Below are 16,075 nucleotides of genomic sequence, written 5' to 3'. Positions count from 1 at the left end.
GAATGCGGCTTCATTCGGCGCGCCGCAATCTGGGCGACGGCGTCGCTGCGGCGGGCGCCAACGCGCGGGCGCGGCGTTTGCCGAGCCACAGGTACAGGCCGGTCACCAGCACGACGATCGTGAACACATCGAGGACCGCCCACAGCAGCTTGAGCGGCAGGCCGCCGTAGTCGCCGAAGTGCAGCGGGCGCGAGAGCGACAGCGCCTTGTAGTACCAGGGCATCGGGCGCGCATCGGTAAACGCACCGGTTTCGGCATCGATCAGCGCGGGGGTGAGCAGCCGCTCGGTCAGCGGCGTGTCGCCCTGGAAGAACACCGCGTAATGATGCTTCGAGCTGAACTTGCCGCCGGGAAACGCGATGAACTGCGGGTTGTTGCCGGGCAGCGCCTCGCGGGCACGCGCCATGGCGCGGTCGAGCGAGCCATAACGGGCCGGCGGCAGCGCCTCGCGCCCCGCGTAGGCGCGGGTCATCTCGCCCAGCTCGCTGCGCTGCCAGGCCTGGTTGATGGGGTCGGCGAGGGTGTGGATGGTGCCGGTGATGCCGACCACCAGGACCCAGGCCACGGTCACCACGCCCAGCAGGTTGTGGTAGTCGAGCCACTTCGCGCGCGCGCTGCGGGAATAGCGCAGCGTGCCGAACGGCAGCTTGCGCGTGAACGGGACATACAGCACCACGCCCGAGACCACGGCCGCGGCGAACAGCAGCCCCATCGCACCCAGGAACAGCATGCCCGGCAGCCCCAGAAACATGTCGGTGTGCAGCTGCAGGATGAAATGCATCACGCCTTCGCCGTCGCTCTCGGCCGCGAAGATCTCGCCGGTCGAACGGTCCAGCTGCAGGATGGTCATGTCGCTGGCGGGCGAATCCGGAAGCGGCGCCGTGGTGACGGTCATCGACGGCTGGTCGTTGTCGAACGCCATGAACACCGGCACCTCACCCGGACGTTCCGCCAGTGCGCGGGCCAGCATGTCGTCCAGCGGGCGCAAGCCGGGCGCGTCGCTCGACGAGCCCACACCAGGCAGACGGAACTGCGGCGCCCCCTCGGTCAGCAGGTCGATCTCGTCATGGAAGATCAACGGCAGCCCGGTGAGGCACAGCATCAACAGGAACAGGGTGCAGACGAGGCTCGTCCACTTGTGCACCCATGCCCAGGCACGGATCGAGCGATTTTGCATGCGGCGGATATTACATGCGAATTACTCTCATTTACAGCAACAGCGCCTGTGTAGGCCGTGTGGGATCGTAGATTCCGGGCCAGCTCGCCGCACTTGGAGACGGCCACTGCGTGAGACGCGGCGCTGCGCCGCGCCAAGCGGGGCGCCGGATGGTCCGCAATTCCCGCCGCATTGCACGCGGTCGCGGATTACAACGCGATCATTACCTTGCCCAGATGTCCCGCCGCAGCGAAATAGCGATACGCCTCGGGCGCCTCGTCAAAGCGGTACGTCTTGCTGACGACGGTCTGGATGTCGTTGGCCTCGATGGCGCCGATCAGGTCGACGAACATGGCGCGACTGCCGTTGGCGATGCCCTGGATGGTCAGGTTCTTCGCGATGAAGGCCAGATAGTCCGGAATGGCAGGGCCCTGGCCCGGGCTGACGCCGATCACGATGATCCGGGCATTGACCGCAGCGGCCGCAATCGACTGGCCCATGGTGTCGACACCGCCGGTCTCGATGATGATGTCGGCACCGGCACCGCCGGTGTGTCGCATCAACTCGGCCGCCCACTGCGGATGCGAGCGGTAGTTGATGGTGATGTCGGCCCCCAGCTGGCGGGCGATCTCCAGTTTCTCGTCGCTCGATGAGGTGATGGCGACGCGGGCGCCATGTGTCTTGGCCAGTTTGAGCGCCGCCAGTGACACGCCGCCGGTTCCCAGGCAGAGCACCAGATCGCTGGCCTTGATGTGTGAGGTTTCCACAAGCGCGTTCCACGCGGTCAGGCCCGCCGAGGCCAGTCCGGCCACCTGCGCGTTGGACAGCGCATCCGGCACCTGGATCAGCGAGGCCGCGGGCAGCACCACCTGTTCGGCCAGCCAGCCATCGTGGGTGATGCCGATGTCGTGCCCGAACACCGTGGGGCTGAACTTTCCATCCAGCCAGGTGGCGAAATGGCCGCACACCACGCGATCCCCAGGCTTGACCTGGGTGACGCCTTCGCCCACCGAGATCACGTCGCCCACGCCTTCGGACATGGGGATGCGCTCGGCCGGCTGCGGACCGCCGTAAGTGCCACGCAGAATCTGCAGGTCACGGCTGATCAGGCTGACAAGCCGCGGTGCGACGATCGCCTGCCCGGGCCCGGCAACCGGGTCCGGCCGCGTCGTGGCCGTCAGTGATGCGAGGCCTGTGCGCGCGCCGAGTTGAAATGCGTTCACTACGTTCTCCAATGACATGGCGTCCAGAGCCAACCCGCGTGCGCGTGCCTGCGATGCGGTCTCGCAGACGGTTGGCGCTCTGGAAAACAGCCATTGTAAAGAGCGCGCATTCGGGGCCTGTGGACGCGTGGGCCTGCAACCGGCACGCCCGCGATGCGCCGCACGCGTCAACGTCGGTGCACACGCAGCGCGCCAGTTCGGCATCCGTAAGGCGGATCCGTTGCCGGAATCGATGTCCAGGATCCGCAGAGGCGCGCCACCGAAACTGCGTCCGACGGCGCTCGATCGCCTGTTTTGATCGCCTGTAATCCCTGCGAGACGCGACGCTTGCCTGCCAGGCGCTGCAACCGGTGGCGATGTCCGTATGCGGTTACGGCAACGTGTCTGCAGGCCGCGCCGCTGCGCCGTTGAACGTGCCATCGGCCACATCGCTGGCCTGCCAACCGCGATCGGCATCCAGCCCGGTCACCCACCACGTGTGGGCATCGATGCGCAGCGGTCCACGCACGCGCTCGTGGAAGCGCGTCGGCAGCATCACGCCGTCGAGCGCGCGATAGCCGGTCATCGTGGTGTCCACGTGCGCGCCCTGCGTGGTCGGAAATCCGTTCAAGGTCAGATGCACGCGATGCAGCAGATACGTGCGCGCATCGAACCACGCGATCACCGTATCGTTCGCCGCCTCGCCGAAGCCCGGCGCAATCTCCACCCGCACGCGCTGATAGCGCTGCCCGGCCTCGTCGGCATCGGCCATGCGCGTCACCTGCGTCGCACGCGCGGCCAGGAACGACGGCCCGAAGTGGAACAGCTCGAACGCATCGGTGGTCATCGCCGCCGCCTGCAACGTCTCGGTGTCGGTCGCGCGCACGCCGTCGCGATACACCTCGATGCTGCCGGGCCTGCGCACCACCTGCTTCGTGCCCGTCGGGCCCTGCGAGCGGATCACGAGCAAGCCCTGCGCGGGCGCATAGCGCGTCTCGGATGTCACCCGATAGCCGGCATCGGTGACCACCGGCTGGATGCGCTGGATCAGCGATTCCCAGCGTCCGTCGCTCGCGTAGTTCAGATCGCCGCTGCGCGTGCGCAGATCACCACCATGCGCCGCCACGCTGCGCGCCAGGACGGCCGCGCCATCCAGTCCGTCAGCGGCTGCATACGGCGCCGCCGCCCGCGGAAAGCCCGTCGCACACCCGGCCAGCCACAGGCCGGCCACCAGCATCACCACACTCCGGATCACGACGTGCATTGCAGACGCTCCTTCGATCGGTCTGCATGGCTTACGGCGGATGGCGCCGACTGGATCACCACCGGCGACAGGCGGCGCGCGAGACACAAAAAAAGGCGGGATCCGCCATCAGCGTGATCCCGCCATGCCGCCGGACAGGCCGGCGGCCAAGTGACGCAAGCTGTCAGATGCCGATCAGCCGCCGGTCTTGTCGCGCACCTTGTCGGCCACTTCGCCGACCTGGCGCTGCGCCTTGCCGACTGTCTTCTCGGCCGCGCCCTCGGCCTCGGTCTGGCGGTCGCCGGTCAGCTTGCCGATGGCTTCCTTCACCGAGCCCTTGACCTGCTTGGTGGTGCCTTCGATACGGTTCTTGTCCATGCGTGTCTCCTGGTGGGGATGAGGGACCCGACGGGCGTTCTGCGTGGCAGCACGCCCCGGTGGACATAGATTGCGTTGCCGGGCGCAGCGCCGACAGTTGCAAATGCACCAGCGGCACTGGTGCATCCGCAGCAAGTCCGCGTGTCGTTCAGCCGCTCTTTTGCGAAGACGAGCCGCTGCCGAAGTAACCGCGCTCGCGCGCCCACACGATCGCCTCGGCGCGGCTGTGCACGTCGATCTTCGAATACAGCGACGCGACGTGGTTGCGCACCGTATTCGTGGCCAGCCCGAGGCGCGTGGCGATCTCCTTGTCCGACAGCCCTTCGCACATCAGACCGAGTGCATCGCGCTCGCGCGCGGTGAGGTCGGCCAGCGCGACGGCTTCGGCGCCCGGCGCGTTGCCGCGGCGCACGTTGGCGAGTTTTTCGATGAGCGTCTGGCTGAACCACGAGGCGTCCTGCATCACTGTCTCGATCGCGCCCACCAGTTCCATTTCCGAGCGCTTGCGGTCGGTGATGTCGAGCAGCGCCATCAGATGGCAGGGCGTGCCGTGGATCGCGAACGATTCCGCCGAGACCAGACAGTCGAGCAGCTCACCGTGCTTGCGATGGATGCGGAACTCGGTGCTGCGCAGCACGCCGCTGTCGCGCAGCGTGTCCTGGATGCGCGCATGCGCGGTGCGGTCCTCGAACAGGCCGATCTCGTCCAGCGATTTGCCCAGCAGTTCTTCGGACGCCAGGCCCGTCGTGGTCACGAAGGCCTCGTTGACCTCCATCACCCGCAACGCATCCGCGCTGCAGACCAGCGTCGGCACCGGCGTCATCTGGAACGCCTTCGCGAAACGTTCCTCGCTCTGGCGCAACGCGTCCTCGGCCTTGCGTCGCGGCTCCAGATCCATGAAGGAGAACAGCATGCAGGCCTCCTCGCCCACCTCGATCGGCTGGCCGGCCACGATCACCAGTTTGGTGCCGCCCGCGGGCAGGCTGAGTTCGGCCTGCATCTGCGGAATCGTCACGCCTTCGCCGAGTTTCTCGATCGCAGCCTTGCGCGCTTCGGCACCTTCGAACACGTCCAGCTCGTACACCGAGCGACCGATCACGTCGTCGCGCGCGTAACCGGTCATCTCCATGAAGCCCTGGTTGACCTTGATGTAGCGCAGGTCGTCGAGCCGGCAGATCACCGCCGGTGCGGGGTTGGCGTTGAACGTCTTCTCGAAGCGCTGCTCCGCGCTGGCCCACTCGGTGATGTCCGCGATGATCAGCACCAGGCAGTCGGGCTCGCCGCGTGCATCGGTCAGCACCAGGCTGCGCACGCGGTGCACCCAGCAGCGGTCGGGATCGGCCGCCGGAATGACCTCGACGATGACGTCGCTGAAGGTCTCGCCGGCGATCACCCGGTCGATCGGATAGTTGCCCGCCTGCAGCCGGTGGTTGTTGCGATAGCGCAGCGCAAAGCGCTCGCGATACGCGGCGACGTCGGCGCCGAGATCCTCGACGGTCTCCACGCCGTGCAGCTGCAGCGCCGATTCGTTCGCCCATACGATCCGCTGGTCGGGCTCCACCAGGATCACGCCTTCGCTCAGGCCAGTGATGATCTGCTGCAACTGCTTGCGGTTGGTCTGCGTGGCCAGGCTGGCGTCGTCGGTCATCGGGAGCGTCTCGAGACAGCGCCAGGGCGCGGTCGGTCGGATGGCCGCGCATTGTGACGCCCGCATCCGGCCAGGCCGCCCACGCCACGCACACATCCGCGTCGTCCACCCGCCCAGCGTCCGCATGCACTAACGCTGCTGGTGCATATGCACGCAGACACCTGCCCCGTGCATCCGGACACTGCGCGCCACCCGGGCAGTGCGTCCTGCAGTGCCCGCTCCCACAGACGAGATGGTGAGACCGACATGACTTCCACGATGAATCCCAACGATCCGCTCGCGCCCCGGGTGCAGCCCGGCGAAGCGCGCCCGCCCGGCACGCGCGATGCCCGCGTCGACGCCACCCGCCTACGGCCCGCGCCCGCCATTTCCTGGGCGGCGGTGTTCTCCGGTTGCGTGCTGTCGCTGGTCGCCTATCTGTTCCTGAGCATCCTCGGCACCGCCGTCGGCGCCAGCGCCGTCGATCCCACCGGCGATGCCAATCCGCTGAGCGGCTTCGGCACCGGCGCCGGCATCTGGCTGGCGATGTCGACCATCATCGCCATCTGCCTCGGCGCGCTGGTTGCGGGCCGTTCGGCCCCGGCGCAGGGCGGCCTGCATGGCGTGCTGAGCTGGTCGGTGACCACGCTGGTCACCACGTTCCTGCTGGCCTCGGCGGCCAGCGGCCTCGTCGGCACCGCGTTCGGCGTGGTCGGCAAGGGCCTGTCGCTGGCCGGGCAGGGTGTCGCCGCGGCATCGCCCGGCATCGCATCGCAGGTGGACGACGAACTGCGCGACCGCGGCGTGGACCTGGACTGGGACACTCTGCGCGGTGAGCTCGAGACGCTGCTGGCGCAGTCCGGCAAGGCGGAACTGTCGCCCGACGCGATCGAGCAGAAGGCCGAAGCCGTCGGCACTGACGGCGAGCAGAGCGCCCGCCAGGCGCTTGAAGACCCGACGCAGTCCGGCGACGCGCTGGCCGACTGGTTCGACCGTGCCCGCCGCGAAGGCCGCACCGCCCTGGAAGCCGCCGACCGCACCGCGCTGGTCAACATCGTCGTCGCCCGCACCGGCAAGCCCCGCGCAGAAGCCGAGCAGATCGTCGACCGCTACCAGCAGCAGGCGCAGGCGATGGTCGCGCGCATCGACGCGCTGAAGGCCGAAGCCGAGCAGAAGGCCCGCGAAGCCAGCGATGCCGCCGCCCGCGGCGTGTCGAAGGCAGCCTGGACGGCCGTCGTGCTGTTGATCCTCGGCGGCGCCATCAGCTGGTTCGCCGGCGCCATCGGCTTCCGTCGTCGCATGCTGCACGCGGCGTACTGAGGTTGAACCCGAAGCCGGCAGTCGAGGCATCGGCTGCCGGCTTTTTGCTGTCTGCGATCTGCCGTGCGACGCGGTCGAATCCACGGTCGCGCGCTGTGCACGCAGCGTGCGACGCAGTTGGACGTGATCTGGAAACATCGGTCGTCGACCACCGCATCGATGCAATGCGCGTGCGGCGCCAGTGCAAGCCGGCTATCGTGCCGTCCTGATCACGCAGGCACCCCATGAAGAAGACCTACGACCCCCCGCTGACCGAGAACTCCAACTCGCCCCTGTTCCGCGTCGACCGGAACATCCGGCTGGCCCATCAGCGCCTGGCGTCCGCGATCGACATGAAGCAGCACCACACCAGCCACAACCTGGCGCAGGAAGTGATCAAGGAAGCGCGCGAGTCGCTGCGCAAGGCGGACCACCAGCGCGAACTCAAGCTCAAGGAACTCGCCCAGGCAGAGGCCGAATTCCAGGCGCGTCGTCAGCGTTGATTCGCGGGTAAGCGAACCTGACCCCGGTTGCCGGCGTCGCTAGCGGTCGCCGCCTGCATCCTGGTGATAGCGCGCGGCAAACCGGCCGTTCGACACCGTCATAAGTTCGGGTTCGGGGCCATCGCCGCCACGCCGGAGCGTGCCCGAGAACGTGCCTTCCACGCCGTCCCTGCCGATCGCGGTCAGCGTTACCGTGAAGGGGGTGCCGAGCGATTGATTCGCCGCATACACGACGAGACCTGCGTCCCCGCGCGTGTCGTCGTGGTAATTCACGTGCACCACGCCGTCGCCAATGCTGTACGTGCCAGGACGAAGATTGCGGCCGTTGATCTGGAAGAAGAATCCTTGCGATCGCAGGTCTTCCCGCTCGCGTGCTCCGATCGAGAGGGTGTCCACGCGTCGCGCCGAGCCGAACGCAAGTGCGGTGACGGACACGGGCAGTACAAGACTCCGTCCATCCAGTTCGAGCGTCATGTATTCCTGGGAGACAACGTCTCCACGGGTACTGCAGGCGGCGAGCAGCACCGCGAGAGACAACACCGCCAGGACGCGGAAAAGTGAATGTGTCAGCTGCATCGTGTGTGGGCTCCTGTCATCTGGTGGATTCTTCCGTCAGTTGTTCCGGAGGCCTTAGACGAGGGACGCGCGCCGACGTCGCGACCTGGGGTGAACGCGTCACCGTTACACGTCAAGGGAAACCTCGGACTGACATCGGCGGTCACGAGCTTCTGCAGCGCGCCATCCGCATCTCGCCGCTTGGCGTCACCACAACGCTGCCCTTGCGCACTGTCTCGATCATCAAACCATCCGGCTGGACGGGCTCAGACCTAACCGGCGCACCCGGCAGGACGCGCCAGATGCTGGCGGTCCATGCACCGTCCGGTCCTCGATGCACCTCGTACAGCGATCCCGCGTTGAGACCCAGATGCGCGAGCCCTACAACCGCCACGATCCTGTCGCCGACCAGATGCAGATCGCGGACATTCTTCTCGAGCAGCGTCTGGAACGTGCCGTCGTCGCCAACCACCACAAGCTCACCACCCCATTCACCGCGGTTACCGCCGACGAGCCATCCGTCGTCAAGCCGCAGGGCGACGTCCGGTGTCTGCTCGATGGACTCCCGGTGCTCGCGAATGTTGTGGGCATCGACGGTGATGATGTCCTTGCCCGCATCCCGCTGTTCCTGCTCGTCGGACGCGCCATAGCTCAAAACGACTGTCGGATAGGCGAGTCGCTTCAGTGCGTCTTCCGACGTGTCCGAAAGCAGCTTCCGCATGCGGTTGTCGACACGTGAGGACTCCAGGACCTCGTCGCACTCCGGAAGTTTCCCTCCGATATCCATGAAGGCCATGTACTGCTGGAAGAACTCGTTCCGGGACGCTGGAGGCGGCACGCCTCCATCCGCCTCGACCACGCGCGCGGCTTCCTTCGCCGCATCTCGGACCGGCGGATACCAATGCGTGTCGGCGACATGGGCCAGCACCTCCGTAGCCTCCCGTGCATTCAGACGGGCGAGCGCATTCGCCGACGCCCAGACGAGCAGCGGATCGATGGGCTGATCCAGTGTTCGGATCAGTGCAGGGATCGCCTCGCGATAGCCGATGAACCCCAAAGTCGTGGCCGCCCAGACCCGCTGATCGGACACGTCGTCGAGCAGGGCGGTCACGTTGGGTCCCGCAGATCGACCCGCCACGCCGACCTCCGCGAGATCGCGGAGCATGAACTCGTTCCCTTGCCCGCCGATACGCTTCGCGAAAATGTCGCCGGACGACGTCGAATGGATGCCGATCAGCGCGTACTCGATCGGATGACGTAGATGTGGAGAGTTCGCGTACTCGCGGAGTAGCTCGGCCTCGACCGCTTGCCCATCCGTACCCAGCGCGCTGATCATGGACAGGGCGCCGCTCGCAATTTCCGGTTGATCCCGCTGATCTCGCACCAACTGCATCAGGGGTCGCGCGGCTGCGCGCCGCTCGGGCGACATCTCTTCGAGCGCATACGCCAACAGCCTATGCGTCTGCTCGGGGCAGGTGTCCAGGCAGCGCGCACGCTCCAGAATGAACGGGATCGCACGTGTCCCGCTTTCCGTCACCGCGTAGTGCTCCTGATTATGGGGCGCAGAATCGGATACCAGATAGCGATCGACCGCCTCACGCGCGGCATCATCCGAGTCGATTCGCGCCAACGCACGCGGTAGCCGGCCCAGCCCCCGATCGAGACCGCGCACGATCGCGGGAAGGTGCCGCACGTCGATGGCGGGCGCGTTGCTCAAGCCGTAAGCCGCGCTGTTCGCGACTCTCCGATCGGGATCTGACAGCAGCTCGACAAGCGCGTCCACCCCGCCAGCAACCGTCAGCAATCGCTTTGCCGAATCGAATGCTGCATTGGGAGCGCGCCCTTTCGGGTTCGGCATGGCGGCCACGCGTTGCGCGCTCAGACAGGTCTCGACGTCTTGGCAAGGCTCGCCCATGGAGGGGCGCCAGCCTTCAACAGGCGTCGCAATTGCGACCAGAAATAAGACCGGGATCAGCTTGAGCATGTGGCATCCGGGCGAAACGGAAACTGGAAATTCGCTGGCATGGAAACCAGGTTCAACTGCGACACGTGTAGTAGCGATGTTCCGCATCGAGCGCCTGCTGCCAGCCGTTCGGCAGGCGCAGCATCACCAGACCGCCCATGCACGCGACACCGTAACGCTTCGCGTCATCGGTGCCATGCGCCGGCACGCTCAACACGCGGGTCGACGGCTGTGGCCGGCCCATGATCCGCGCCATGCTCTGCTTGGTCCGCGCGTCGCTCTGCTCGCACACGTTGCGGAACAGATGCGCGTACGGATTGGCGCGCTGATCGCGAGTGATAACACTGCAGTCCTGCGGCTGGCTGTAGGAAACGTCGCCATAGCGTGTGGATTGGGCACCAGCGAACAGCGGGGCCAGAAGCCCGATCAGTAGAAGGAAGTAAGGCACTGGACCTCCGTGTCTGGCATGACTTTCCGAGATGACTCGGTAAATGGACCTGGCCGCCTCAATCGAACCCCGTTAACCGGATTCATTGCCGCCGCCGATTGCGCGGCCGGGTGCCGGGCAGCACGCCGGCCCATGTGGCAACAGCGGCCAACAGTAGCGAGGCAGCCGCGACAGGCAGGCGGAACTGGACCATGAACGATTCGACCTCCGCCTTCCCGCAGTCGTAGCCCCCGTCGAACGTCTCGATACCCTCGCAGGCGACGAGGGCGACCACTGTGCTGAGCACGAACAGCACCGGCATCGTGAACGCCACAAACCAAAGCAGTCCGAACAGGATGCGTCGCACGCGTAACCTTTAATCGATGGGCGCTAGCGGCTGATGGGACGGAGCGCTGGCATTTCGGATGTCGTTCAAGCCCACTGCAGTCGCGTGGATGACCAAGCACGTCTGAACTGTTCACCCTCTCCAGTTGACGCCGACCTCACGTAGTAAGTGACCTGACCCCGTTATTCCTCGAAAAAGCCAACGAGGTGGGCCGGATTAAGCCCGGCACCACCTTTGATCGGATCATTTGGCTTTGATCAGAGCCAATTAACGAGATTCTGGATAGATGTTCCGTTAGCTGCATGATTAAAATTAGAGTTGGCTCGTGCTGTAGCAAGGAAGTTCGCCTTAGCCGAATCATCGTGCTTAGGTATTCCAAGATGAGCTTCAATTGCCCCGCCTTGCCAAAGCCAAAGGTTATGCGGCAAGAGTTTGGCATGTAGGTTTGCGCAATTTGCAGCCATAGACTGACCTAAAATTGCATATGCAGCTTCAGGTTTCAGGCCGCCCGGCGATTTCATAGGTAGGCCTGAGGAGTCGAGTGCAAAATTGCTGGCTGCGGCGTTATTTAAGAACCACGCTTTGCAGGCCACAATGTCCTGATCGGCTGGTCCTAAGATAGCCATTGCAGCCGAAGACTTAAATGCAAAATCCAAGTCTAAGATGGTTTTTGGCGTGTACCCAAGATTTCTAAGGAGTTCTGCGATGGGCACTGAGCTTCCGCTTCCAGAGGCCTCGATTAAAGCAAATCGCCCTGCGGACAACGAGTTTCCTTTCAGTATCGAGTATATTTCCGGAAGAAGTACCCGCTCTGTTTTGCCTTCAACAATAATAGGCGTCTCTGAGAATAGCCACTGAGAGCTGTGTTTCAAAGAAAAAAGAACATCAACTTGGTGCTGGGCAGTCGTAATGTTCGCCAGTCCGCTGCTAGCACGGGCTCTTACTTTGGTTCCGTTCGTCGGGCACTTCCAAAAAACAGAAGTGTTTATCGAATCTTCTGCATCGACCATCATCGGAGAGTGTGTAGTAAAGAATACTTGGAAGTCGCCCGCAGCAAGCTGCTTCAGTGCGGAACGCACAAGTCCAATTGCCTGTGGGTGCAAGTAAAGTTCTGGCTCATCTATAAGAATCGCGGTTTTAGATCCTGCTGGATTCGCTACCCCAGAATATTTTGCTAACAATTGAATCAAGGCCATTTGGACTGTTCGCTGGGTCCCGTGTCCGTGGTCGGAAAAGCTTCTCGGCAAACCATTGCCGTCTGAGATTTTTACGCTTGCGGTTTTGAGTATTTCTTCGATGCTAGGGGGAGGGATCTCAATCACCGCCCCCAGGCCTGAAAAGAAGCTGGATATGCTTTGGGTCGCGTCGGTCTCAAGCAGGCTTAGTTCGGCTATGCGCCCGGGTCCATTTAGATGACCTCCTAGCGTTTGAATTGCAGCATCCACCGCGCTCATAGCAACGGTATTGTTAGCTTTGGCGGCTTCTATAGCGTATTTTAGAAGCAATCCAATTGTGTTCTTTGCGCCAAACTTTCCTACGTCGTCTCCTGCATCATCCATCGCCCTGATGTAAACGGGTTCGGGGAAGAGTACGCCTAGTGCATTGTCGAGCCCGGTAGGGTTAGCAGCCCAATTACCATTTGAGTCCTTTACCTCAAGCTTGACTAGGCTTATGGATGTGCCTGGTTGATCCTGTCTCCTTCTAAAGTTAATGGAGTCATTTATAATGAATGGACCGATTTGATTCTGCTGGTTGACGGGCAGAAGTCCTAGGCTTGCAGCAACTCCTTCGATGACGCCCTCTACAATCACAGGATGAGCGGTGTTGCCAAAAAATGATTCGTTTAAAGCGAATCTTTTTAGTAGCCAACTGATGGCCTTAAGAGATGTGGATTTACCGGCGTTGTTATATCCAACAATTGGGTTGTATCGACGGATCTCTAATGAGATGTTGGCGCAGCTGCGAAAATTACTAATTCTTATATTGCTAAGTTCCATCTTGAATTCCTCCATTATTGATGTTTTGGATTTCGCTAATCCGTATGATTTTTAGCCCGGAGCTAACCGTTACGGGCTCACTTCTAACCACACCACTGCGTCTCGCAAGGCATCCCATCGTTATCCCCATCCATCTTCGTACTCGGGCAATTACGAATAAAAAACGTCGCTTCCTCGCATGACCGCATCTGCGAGCAGTGCTGGCGTCCGTCGCAGCTGAAGCTCTGGGCCGGCGTCGGCAATACGCGCGTCGTCGCGGCGCGTAATGGCGTGGCGGTCGCGACGATCGGTGTCATCGCCACGGGTTCGGGCGCATAGAAATGGCGGTAGCCGCCCCACGCGGCGGCGATGAGCAGCAGCACGATCAGAAAGCGCATGGCGGGTTCTGCCTGGTCGGTGGCGAAGGAAGACAGCGATCACGGCGCGCGGAGCTTTTCGCAAGCGCGAACGGTTGGAAACTCATTCGCGACGCGCGCTTTCGAGAAGTCGGTCCAAGGCTGGCCCCGCGCGTCGATCGCCCAGCGAAACTGCCCGCTGCAACCACACGGTCGCATCCGCTTGGCGGCCGGCGTCAGCATGCATCAGGCCAGCGTTGTAGGCGCCGATGGCGCTGCCGAGTTCGGCCGCGCGCTCGAATGCAGCACGTGCGCGCTCCGGGCAGAGTAGGAAGGCGTCGTACCCCATACCGACGTGCACCAGGCCTTCCGCATTGCCCTGTTCGACAAGGTCCGCCTCGTAGTCGATCAGTGCGCCGGGAATGAGCGCCATCATGACGTCATCGTTCTCGCGCACTGCATAGTGACCGGCGATTCGCAGCGACGCGGCCTGACGTGTCGTTCGGATGTCGCCCTTCTGATCGAGCCATAGGAAGCCATCGCTCCCATCCACCGGCAAACCGTCGAGAGCGATGGAGAGACGTTGCGCCAGGGTGTCGGTGCTGCCGTCGGGGCGTGAAGCGGTCCAGGAGCCCAGGAGGTATACACGTCTGTCGCGCTCCGGACGGCCTGCGCGTAGGCCGTCGGCTATGTCCTGGACAGTCAGGATGCGGGCATCGGCGTCGTACATTCGCCACGGACTGCTCTGTAACCCGATCGTGAAAACATCCGGGATGTCGAAGGCCTCCATTCGCTGGTACAGCACCTCCCCCGCCGGTTTGCAGTCCACTGCGGGCGCACTCGGATCACATTGCGAAATGGCGAGTGCGCCATCCAACATCGGTGACGACAGACATGCCCGCGCGATGCCGGGCAGCACGGCGATGGCCGCGCCGACGACTAGTGCGACCGGCCACGGCAGTCTGATCAAGTCGTCGAAGAACCCACGACGTCCGCGTCCCATGCGAATCCCCCTTCCCCTGCGGCCGACCATAGCGCGAAGGGCGAAGCTGTGAAAGCGGTCACATGCGCGCGGCCGGCGGACGGCGTTGCTGGGCGTGGTCAATCGCGCATCACCCCCCAGACATCTTCCTTGCGCGTAACGGAACACGGGGTGCGCGACCTAGGGCCAGCCCGGTATCGAACATCGCGTCGTGCGGCGACAGTCGACCCCAGAGATGCACGCACCCTTTGTTATCCAGGAGCTGTCCTATGGCCAACGTTCTCGATCCGATCAGTATCGTCAACCAGTTGCGCGACATCGCCGCCTCCGGCGGTCTGCCCGAGCAGGCATCGCCCGACCACTCCGAACTGCTGGACATGGCCAAAGAGCTGCACTCGGTCGGCGATCGCAAGGGCAAGGACGATTACGACAAGCGCCTGACCGCGTTGGCGAACGAGTTCCTGCCCGATCTCAGCGTGGAAGACCGCGGCCGCTTCATCGGCGCAGTGCTCGAGAACGATACCGGCGCGACGAAATCCGATTCCTGGCTGCAGGGCAGCCGTCTGGACAAGCTGGTCGACAACGGCGACATCACCACTGCGCAGCGTCAGCAGGTGCTCGAAGCGTTCGGCACGGCGTATACGGCCGGCAAGGCGGACGCCGAGAACGCGTGGCGCTTCATGGAAATGGATGGCGTCAGCGGCGAAGTGGTGGACAAGGCCAATTCGCGGCAGACGAGTCTGGGCCTGAGCAAGGTCGAGAACAACAACACGTCCGGCGAAGTGCTGGAACGCTTCCTCAACGGCCTGGGCGAGGGCGATGCGCGCAGCAGCGAGTTCGCCGGGTTCATCGAAAGCTTCACCATCGACCAGCTGCAGGACGGCAAGGTGGGCTCGACGAAGACCAACAGCGACGACCGCGGTGATTACCTGGGTCTGCTGCTCAACGCGGCCGACCACGCCAGCGACAACCACGACGTGGTGAACAACATCCTGCACGGCGTCGACAGTGAGAAGCGCGAACAGGCGATCCAGGATGTCAGCGAGAACTTCAGCAAGGTCACCACGGACAACGCGTGGCTCACTCGCGAGGACAGCCAGCTGCCCGACAGCTACAACCGCGATCCGATGGAGATCATCATCCGCGCAGTGGCGAATGATCCGGCCAGCGTGTACGCCGGCGACAGCCGCAGCCACGCGGCCGATCTGGCCGAGGTGATCCTCGACCAGTCGAAGAACGACCCGTGGGGCGACAACGGGTTCTACGACGACCAGAACATTCCCAAGTCCGGCCGGCAGGAGGCGGTGAACGAGCTGGTGACGAAGAAAGCCGGCGAGATCTTCGAGTTCAATGGCCTGGGCGAATCCGGCATCCATGACGGCAGCAATGCCAGCAACGTGGATCGCAACGTGCAGACAATGGCCAACCTCACCCGCCTGACCGGCCTGTCGCCGACCAACGAGGCGGCGCCCGACGTGCTGAACTCGCTGACCAAGCTGTCCGATGGCTGGGCCAAGGACTACATGGATGCGCGCGAGGCCGGCAATACCGATCGCATGTATCTCTTCGAACACCAGCTGACGCACGCGGTGGCGTCGACCGAGCAGGCCGTGCTCAACGGCTTCGCCGACAAGGCCGAGGACGACGCCGCGCGTCAGGCCGACATGATGAAGATGCTCAACTTCTTCGTCGGCATGGTGCCGTCACCGGGTGGCTTGCTGACCGACAACCTCAAGACGGGCCTCACCAAGGTCTTCGGCGAGAACAGCGGCGTGACCAAGGCCTTCGACAGTGCGTCTGAGTCGGTGAGCGGCGTGATCGACGACAACAGCGTCAGCGTGTTCAAGGACAAGATGGTCGAGCTGTTGAGCAAGTCGGATCACCAGGACCAGTACCTGGCGACGTTCCGCGACAACGCCAACGAGTTCATCGAAGCGCAACTGCTGCGCGGTCTGGACGGCGACGGCACTGCGGGCATCCGCGCCGAGATCGTGAAGGAGGCTGCGCAGCTGTTGAATACTTGATTGCAGACGCCTGCTGGACTGCAAGTTGATCCGGAACG

General features: G+C 63.7%; 15 protein-coding genes. 3 read left to right on the top strand and 12 right to left on the bottom strand.

Annotated elements, in window-relative coordinates; translation table 11 throughout:
- Positions 1-10: 10 nt before the first annotated feature.
- From ACZ9YD_RS11830 to ACZ9YD_RS11810, 5 genes are all read right to left on the bottom strand, one after another.
- On the bottom strand, positions 11-1,177 hold the full coding sequence (locus tag ACZ9YD_RS11830) for a PepSY-associated TM helix domain-containing protein (protein WP_465075408.1): 1,167 nt from the start codon (positions 1,175-1,177) through the stop codon (positions 11-13).
- Between the two features lie 188 nt (positions 1,178-1,365).
- The gene (locus ACZ9YD_RS11825) at positions 1,366-2,379 is read right to left on the bottom strand and encodes a zinc-dependent alcohol dehydrogenase family protein (RefSeq protein ID WP_465075541.1); all 1,014 of its coding nucleotides are present in this window, start codon (positions 2,377-2,379) and stop codon (positions 1,366-1,368) included.
- A 370-nt stretch (positions 2,380-2,749) separates the two neighbouring features.
- Positions 2,750-3,622 (bottom strand): hypothetical protein, encoded by an 873-nt coding sequence (locus ACZ9YD_RS11820; RefSeq protein ID WP_465075407.1) that lies wholly within the window; start codon positions 3,620-3,622, stop codon positions 2,750-2,752.
- Positions 3,623-3,796: 174 nt separating this feature from the next.
- On the bottom strand, positions 3,797-3,979 hold the full coding sequence (locus tag ACZ9YD_RS11815; protein WP_465075406.1) for a CsbD family protein: 183 nt from the start codon (positions 3,977-3,979) through the stop codon (positions 3,797-3,799).
- 148 nt (positions 3,980-4,127) lie between these two features.
- Positions 4,128-5,627 carry a helix-turn-helix transcriptional regulator gene (locus ACZ9YD_RS11810; RefSeq protein ID WP_465075405.1) on the bottom strand — a complete coding sequence of 500 codons (1,500 nt, stop codon included), beginning with the start codon at positions 5,625-5,627 and terminating at the stop codon, positions 4,128-4,130.
- A gap of 246 nt (positions 5,628-5,873) precedes the next feature.
- Here ACZ9YD_RS11810 and ACZ9YD_RS11805 point away from each other — a divergent pair, with 246 nt between their 5' ends.
- Together ACZ9YD_RS11805 and ACZ9YD_RS11800 are read left to right on the top strand one after the other, a co-directional pair.
- Positions 5,874-6,926 carry a hypothetical protein gene (locus ACZ9YD_RS11805; RefSeq protein WP_465075404.1) on the top strand — a complete coding sequence of 351 codons (1,053 nt, stop codon included), beginning with the start codon at positions 5,874-5,876 and terminating at the stop codon, positions 6,924-6,926.
- A gap of 224 nt (positions 6,927-7,150) precedes the next feature.
- Entirely contained in the window at positions 7,151-7,408 is a 258-nt protein-coding gene (locus tag ACZ9YD_RS11800) for a hypothetical protein (protein WP_465075403.1), read from the top strand.
- Positions 7,409-7,447: 39 nt separating this feature from the next.
- Here ACZ9YD_RS11800 and ACZ9YD_RS11795 read toward each other — a convergent pair whose 3' ends face one another.
- From ACZ9YD_RS11795 to ACZ9YD_RS11765, 7 genes are all read right to left on the bottom strand, one after another.
- Entirely contained in the window at positions 7,448-7,984 is a 537-nt protein-coding gene (locus ACZ9YD_RS11795) for a hypothetical protein (protein WP_465075402.1), read from the bottom strand.
- 142 nt (positions 7,985-8,126) lie between these two features.
- Positions 8,127-9,947, bottom strand: coding sequence for a HEAT repeat domain-containing protein (locus ACZ9YD_RS11790; RefSeq protein ID WP_465075401.1), 1,821 nt, complete (start codon positions 9,945-9,947; stop codon positions 8,127-8,129).
- 52 nt (positions 9,948-9,999) lie between these two features.
- Entirely contained in the window at positions 10,000-10,374 is a 375-nt protein-coding gene (locus tag ACZ9YD_RS11785) for a hypothetical protein (RefSeq protein ID WP_465075400.1), read from the bottom strand.
- An 82-nt stretch (positions 10,375-10,456) separates the two neighbouring features.
- Positions 10,457-10,720, bottom strand: coding sequence for a hypothetical protein (locus ACZ9YD_RS11780; RefSeq protein WP_465075399.1), 264 nt, complete (start codon positions 10,718-10,720; stop codon positions 10,457-10,459).
- 236 nt (positions 10,721-10,956) lie between these two features.
- A complete protein-coding gene (locus ACZ9YD_RS11775) occupies positions 10,957-12,696 on the bottom strand; it encodes an ATP-dependent nuclease (protein WP_465075398.1) in 1,740 nt (579 codons plus the stop codon).
- 83 nt (positions 12,697-12,779) lie between these two features.
- Positions 12,780-13,073 (bottom strand): excalibur calcium-binding domain-containing protein, encoded by a 294-nt coding sequence (locus ACZ9YD_RS11770; RefSeq protein ID WP_465075397.1) that lies wholly within the window; start codon positions 13,071-13,073, stop codon positions 12,780-12,782.
- An 82-nt stretch (positions 13,074-13,155) separates the two neighbouring features.
- Positions 13,156-14,034, bottom strand: coding sequence for a hypothetical protein (locus tag ACZ9YD_RS11765; protein WP_465075396.1), 879 nt, complete (start codon positions 14,032-14,034; stop codon positions 13,156-13,158).
- A gap of 248 nt (positions 14,035-14,282) precedes the next feature.
- Between ACZ9YD_RS11765 and ACZ9YD_RS11760 the strand changes: the two genes are divergently transcribed.
- The gene (locus ACZ9YD_RS11760; RefSeq protein ID WP_465075395.1) at positions 14,283-16,037 is read left to right on the top strand and encodes a hypothetical protein; all 1,755 of its coding nucleotides are present in this window, start codon (positions 14,283-14,285) and stop codon (positions 16,035-16,037) included.
- Positions 16,038-16,075 lie beyond the last annotated feature (38 nt).

The sequence above is a fragment of the Luteimonas sp. AC640a genome (genome assembly GCF_979256585.1).
Note: the sequence above shows the minus strand (reverse complement) of the source record. Positions and strands in the feature narration are given on the sequence as shown.

What these genes read in the sequence shown, in the direction of transcription:
- ACZ9YD_RS11830 (WP_465075408.1), bottom strand. Translation starts at nt 1,177, where the DNA reads ATGCAAAATCGCTCGATCCGTGCCTGGGCATGGGTGCACAAGTGGACG.
- ACZ9YD_RS11820 (WP_465075407.1), bottom strand. Translation starts at nt 3,622, where the DNA reads ATGCACGTCGTGATCCGGAGTGTGGTGATGCTGGTGGCCGGCCTGTGG.
- ACZ9YD_RS11815 (WP_465075406.1), bottom strand. Translation starts at nt 3,979, where the DNA reads ATGGACAAGAACCGTATCGAAGGCACCACCAAGCAGGTCAAGGGCTCG.
- ACZ9YD_RS11810 (WP_465075405.1), bottom strand. Translation starts at nt 5,627, where the DNA reads ATGACCGACGACGCCAGCCTGGCCACGCAGACCAACCGCAAGCAGTTG.
- ACZ9YD_RS11805 (WP_465075404.1), top strand. Translation starts at nt 5,874, where the DNA reads ATGACTTCCACGATGAATCCCAACGATCCGCTCGCGCCCCGGGTGCAG.
- ACZ9YD_RS11800 (WP_465075403.1), top strand. Translation starts at nt 7,151, where the DNA reads ATGAAGAAGACCTACGACCCCCCGCTGACCGAGAACTCCAACTCGCCC.
- ACZ9YD_RS11795 (WP_465075402.1), bottom strand. Translation starts at nt 7,984, where the DNA reads ATGCAGCTGACACATTCACTTTTCCGCGTCCTGGCGGTGTTGTCTCTC.
- ACZ9YD_RS11790 (WP_465075401.1), bottom strand. Translation starts at nt 9,947, where the DNA reads ATGCTCAAGCTGATCCCGGTCTTATTTCTGGTCGCAATTGCGACGCCT.
- ACZ9YD_RS11775 (WP_465075398.1), bottom strand. Translation starts at nt 12,696, where the DNA reads ATGGAACTTAGCAATATAAGAATTAGTAATTTTCGCAGCTGCGCCAAC.
- ACZ9YD_RS11770 (WP_465075397.1), bottom strand. Translation starts at nt 13,073, where the DNA reads ATGCGCTTTCTGATCGTGCTGCTGCTCATCGCCGCCGCGTGGGGCGGC.
- ACZ9YD_RS11765 (WP_465075396.1), bottom strand. Translation starts at nt 14,034, where the DNA reads ATGGGACGCGGACGTCGTGGGTTCTTCGACGACTTGATCAGACTGCCG.
- ACZ9YD_RS11760 (WP_465075395.1), top strand. Translation starts at nt 14,283, where the DNA reads ATGGCCAACGTTCTCGATCCGATCAGTATCGTCAACCAGTTGCGCGAC.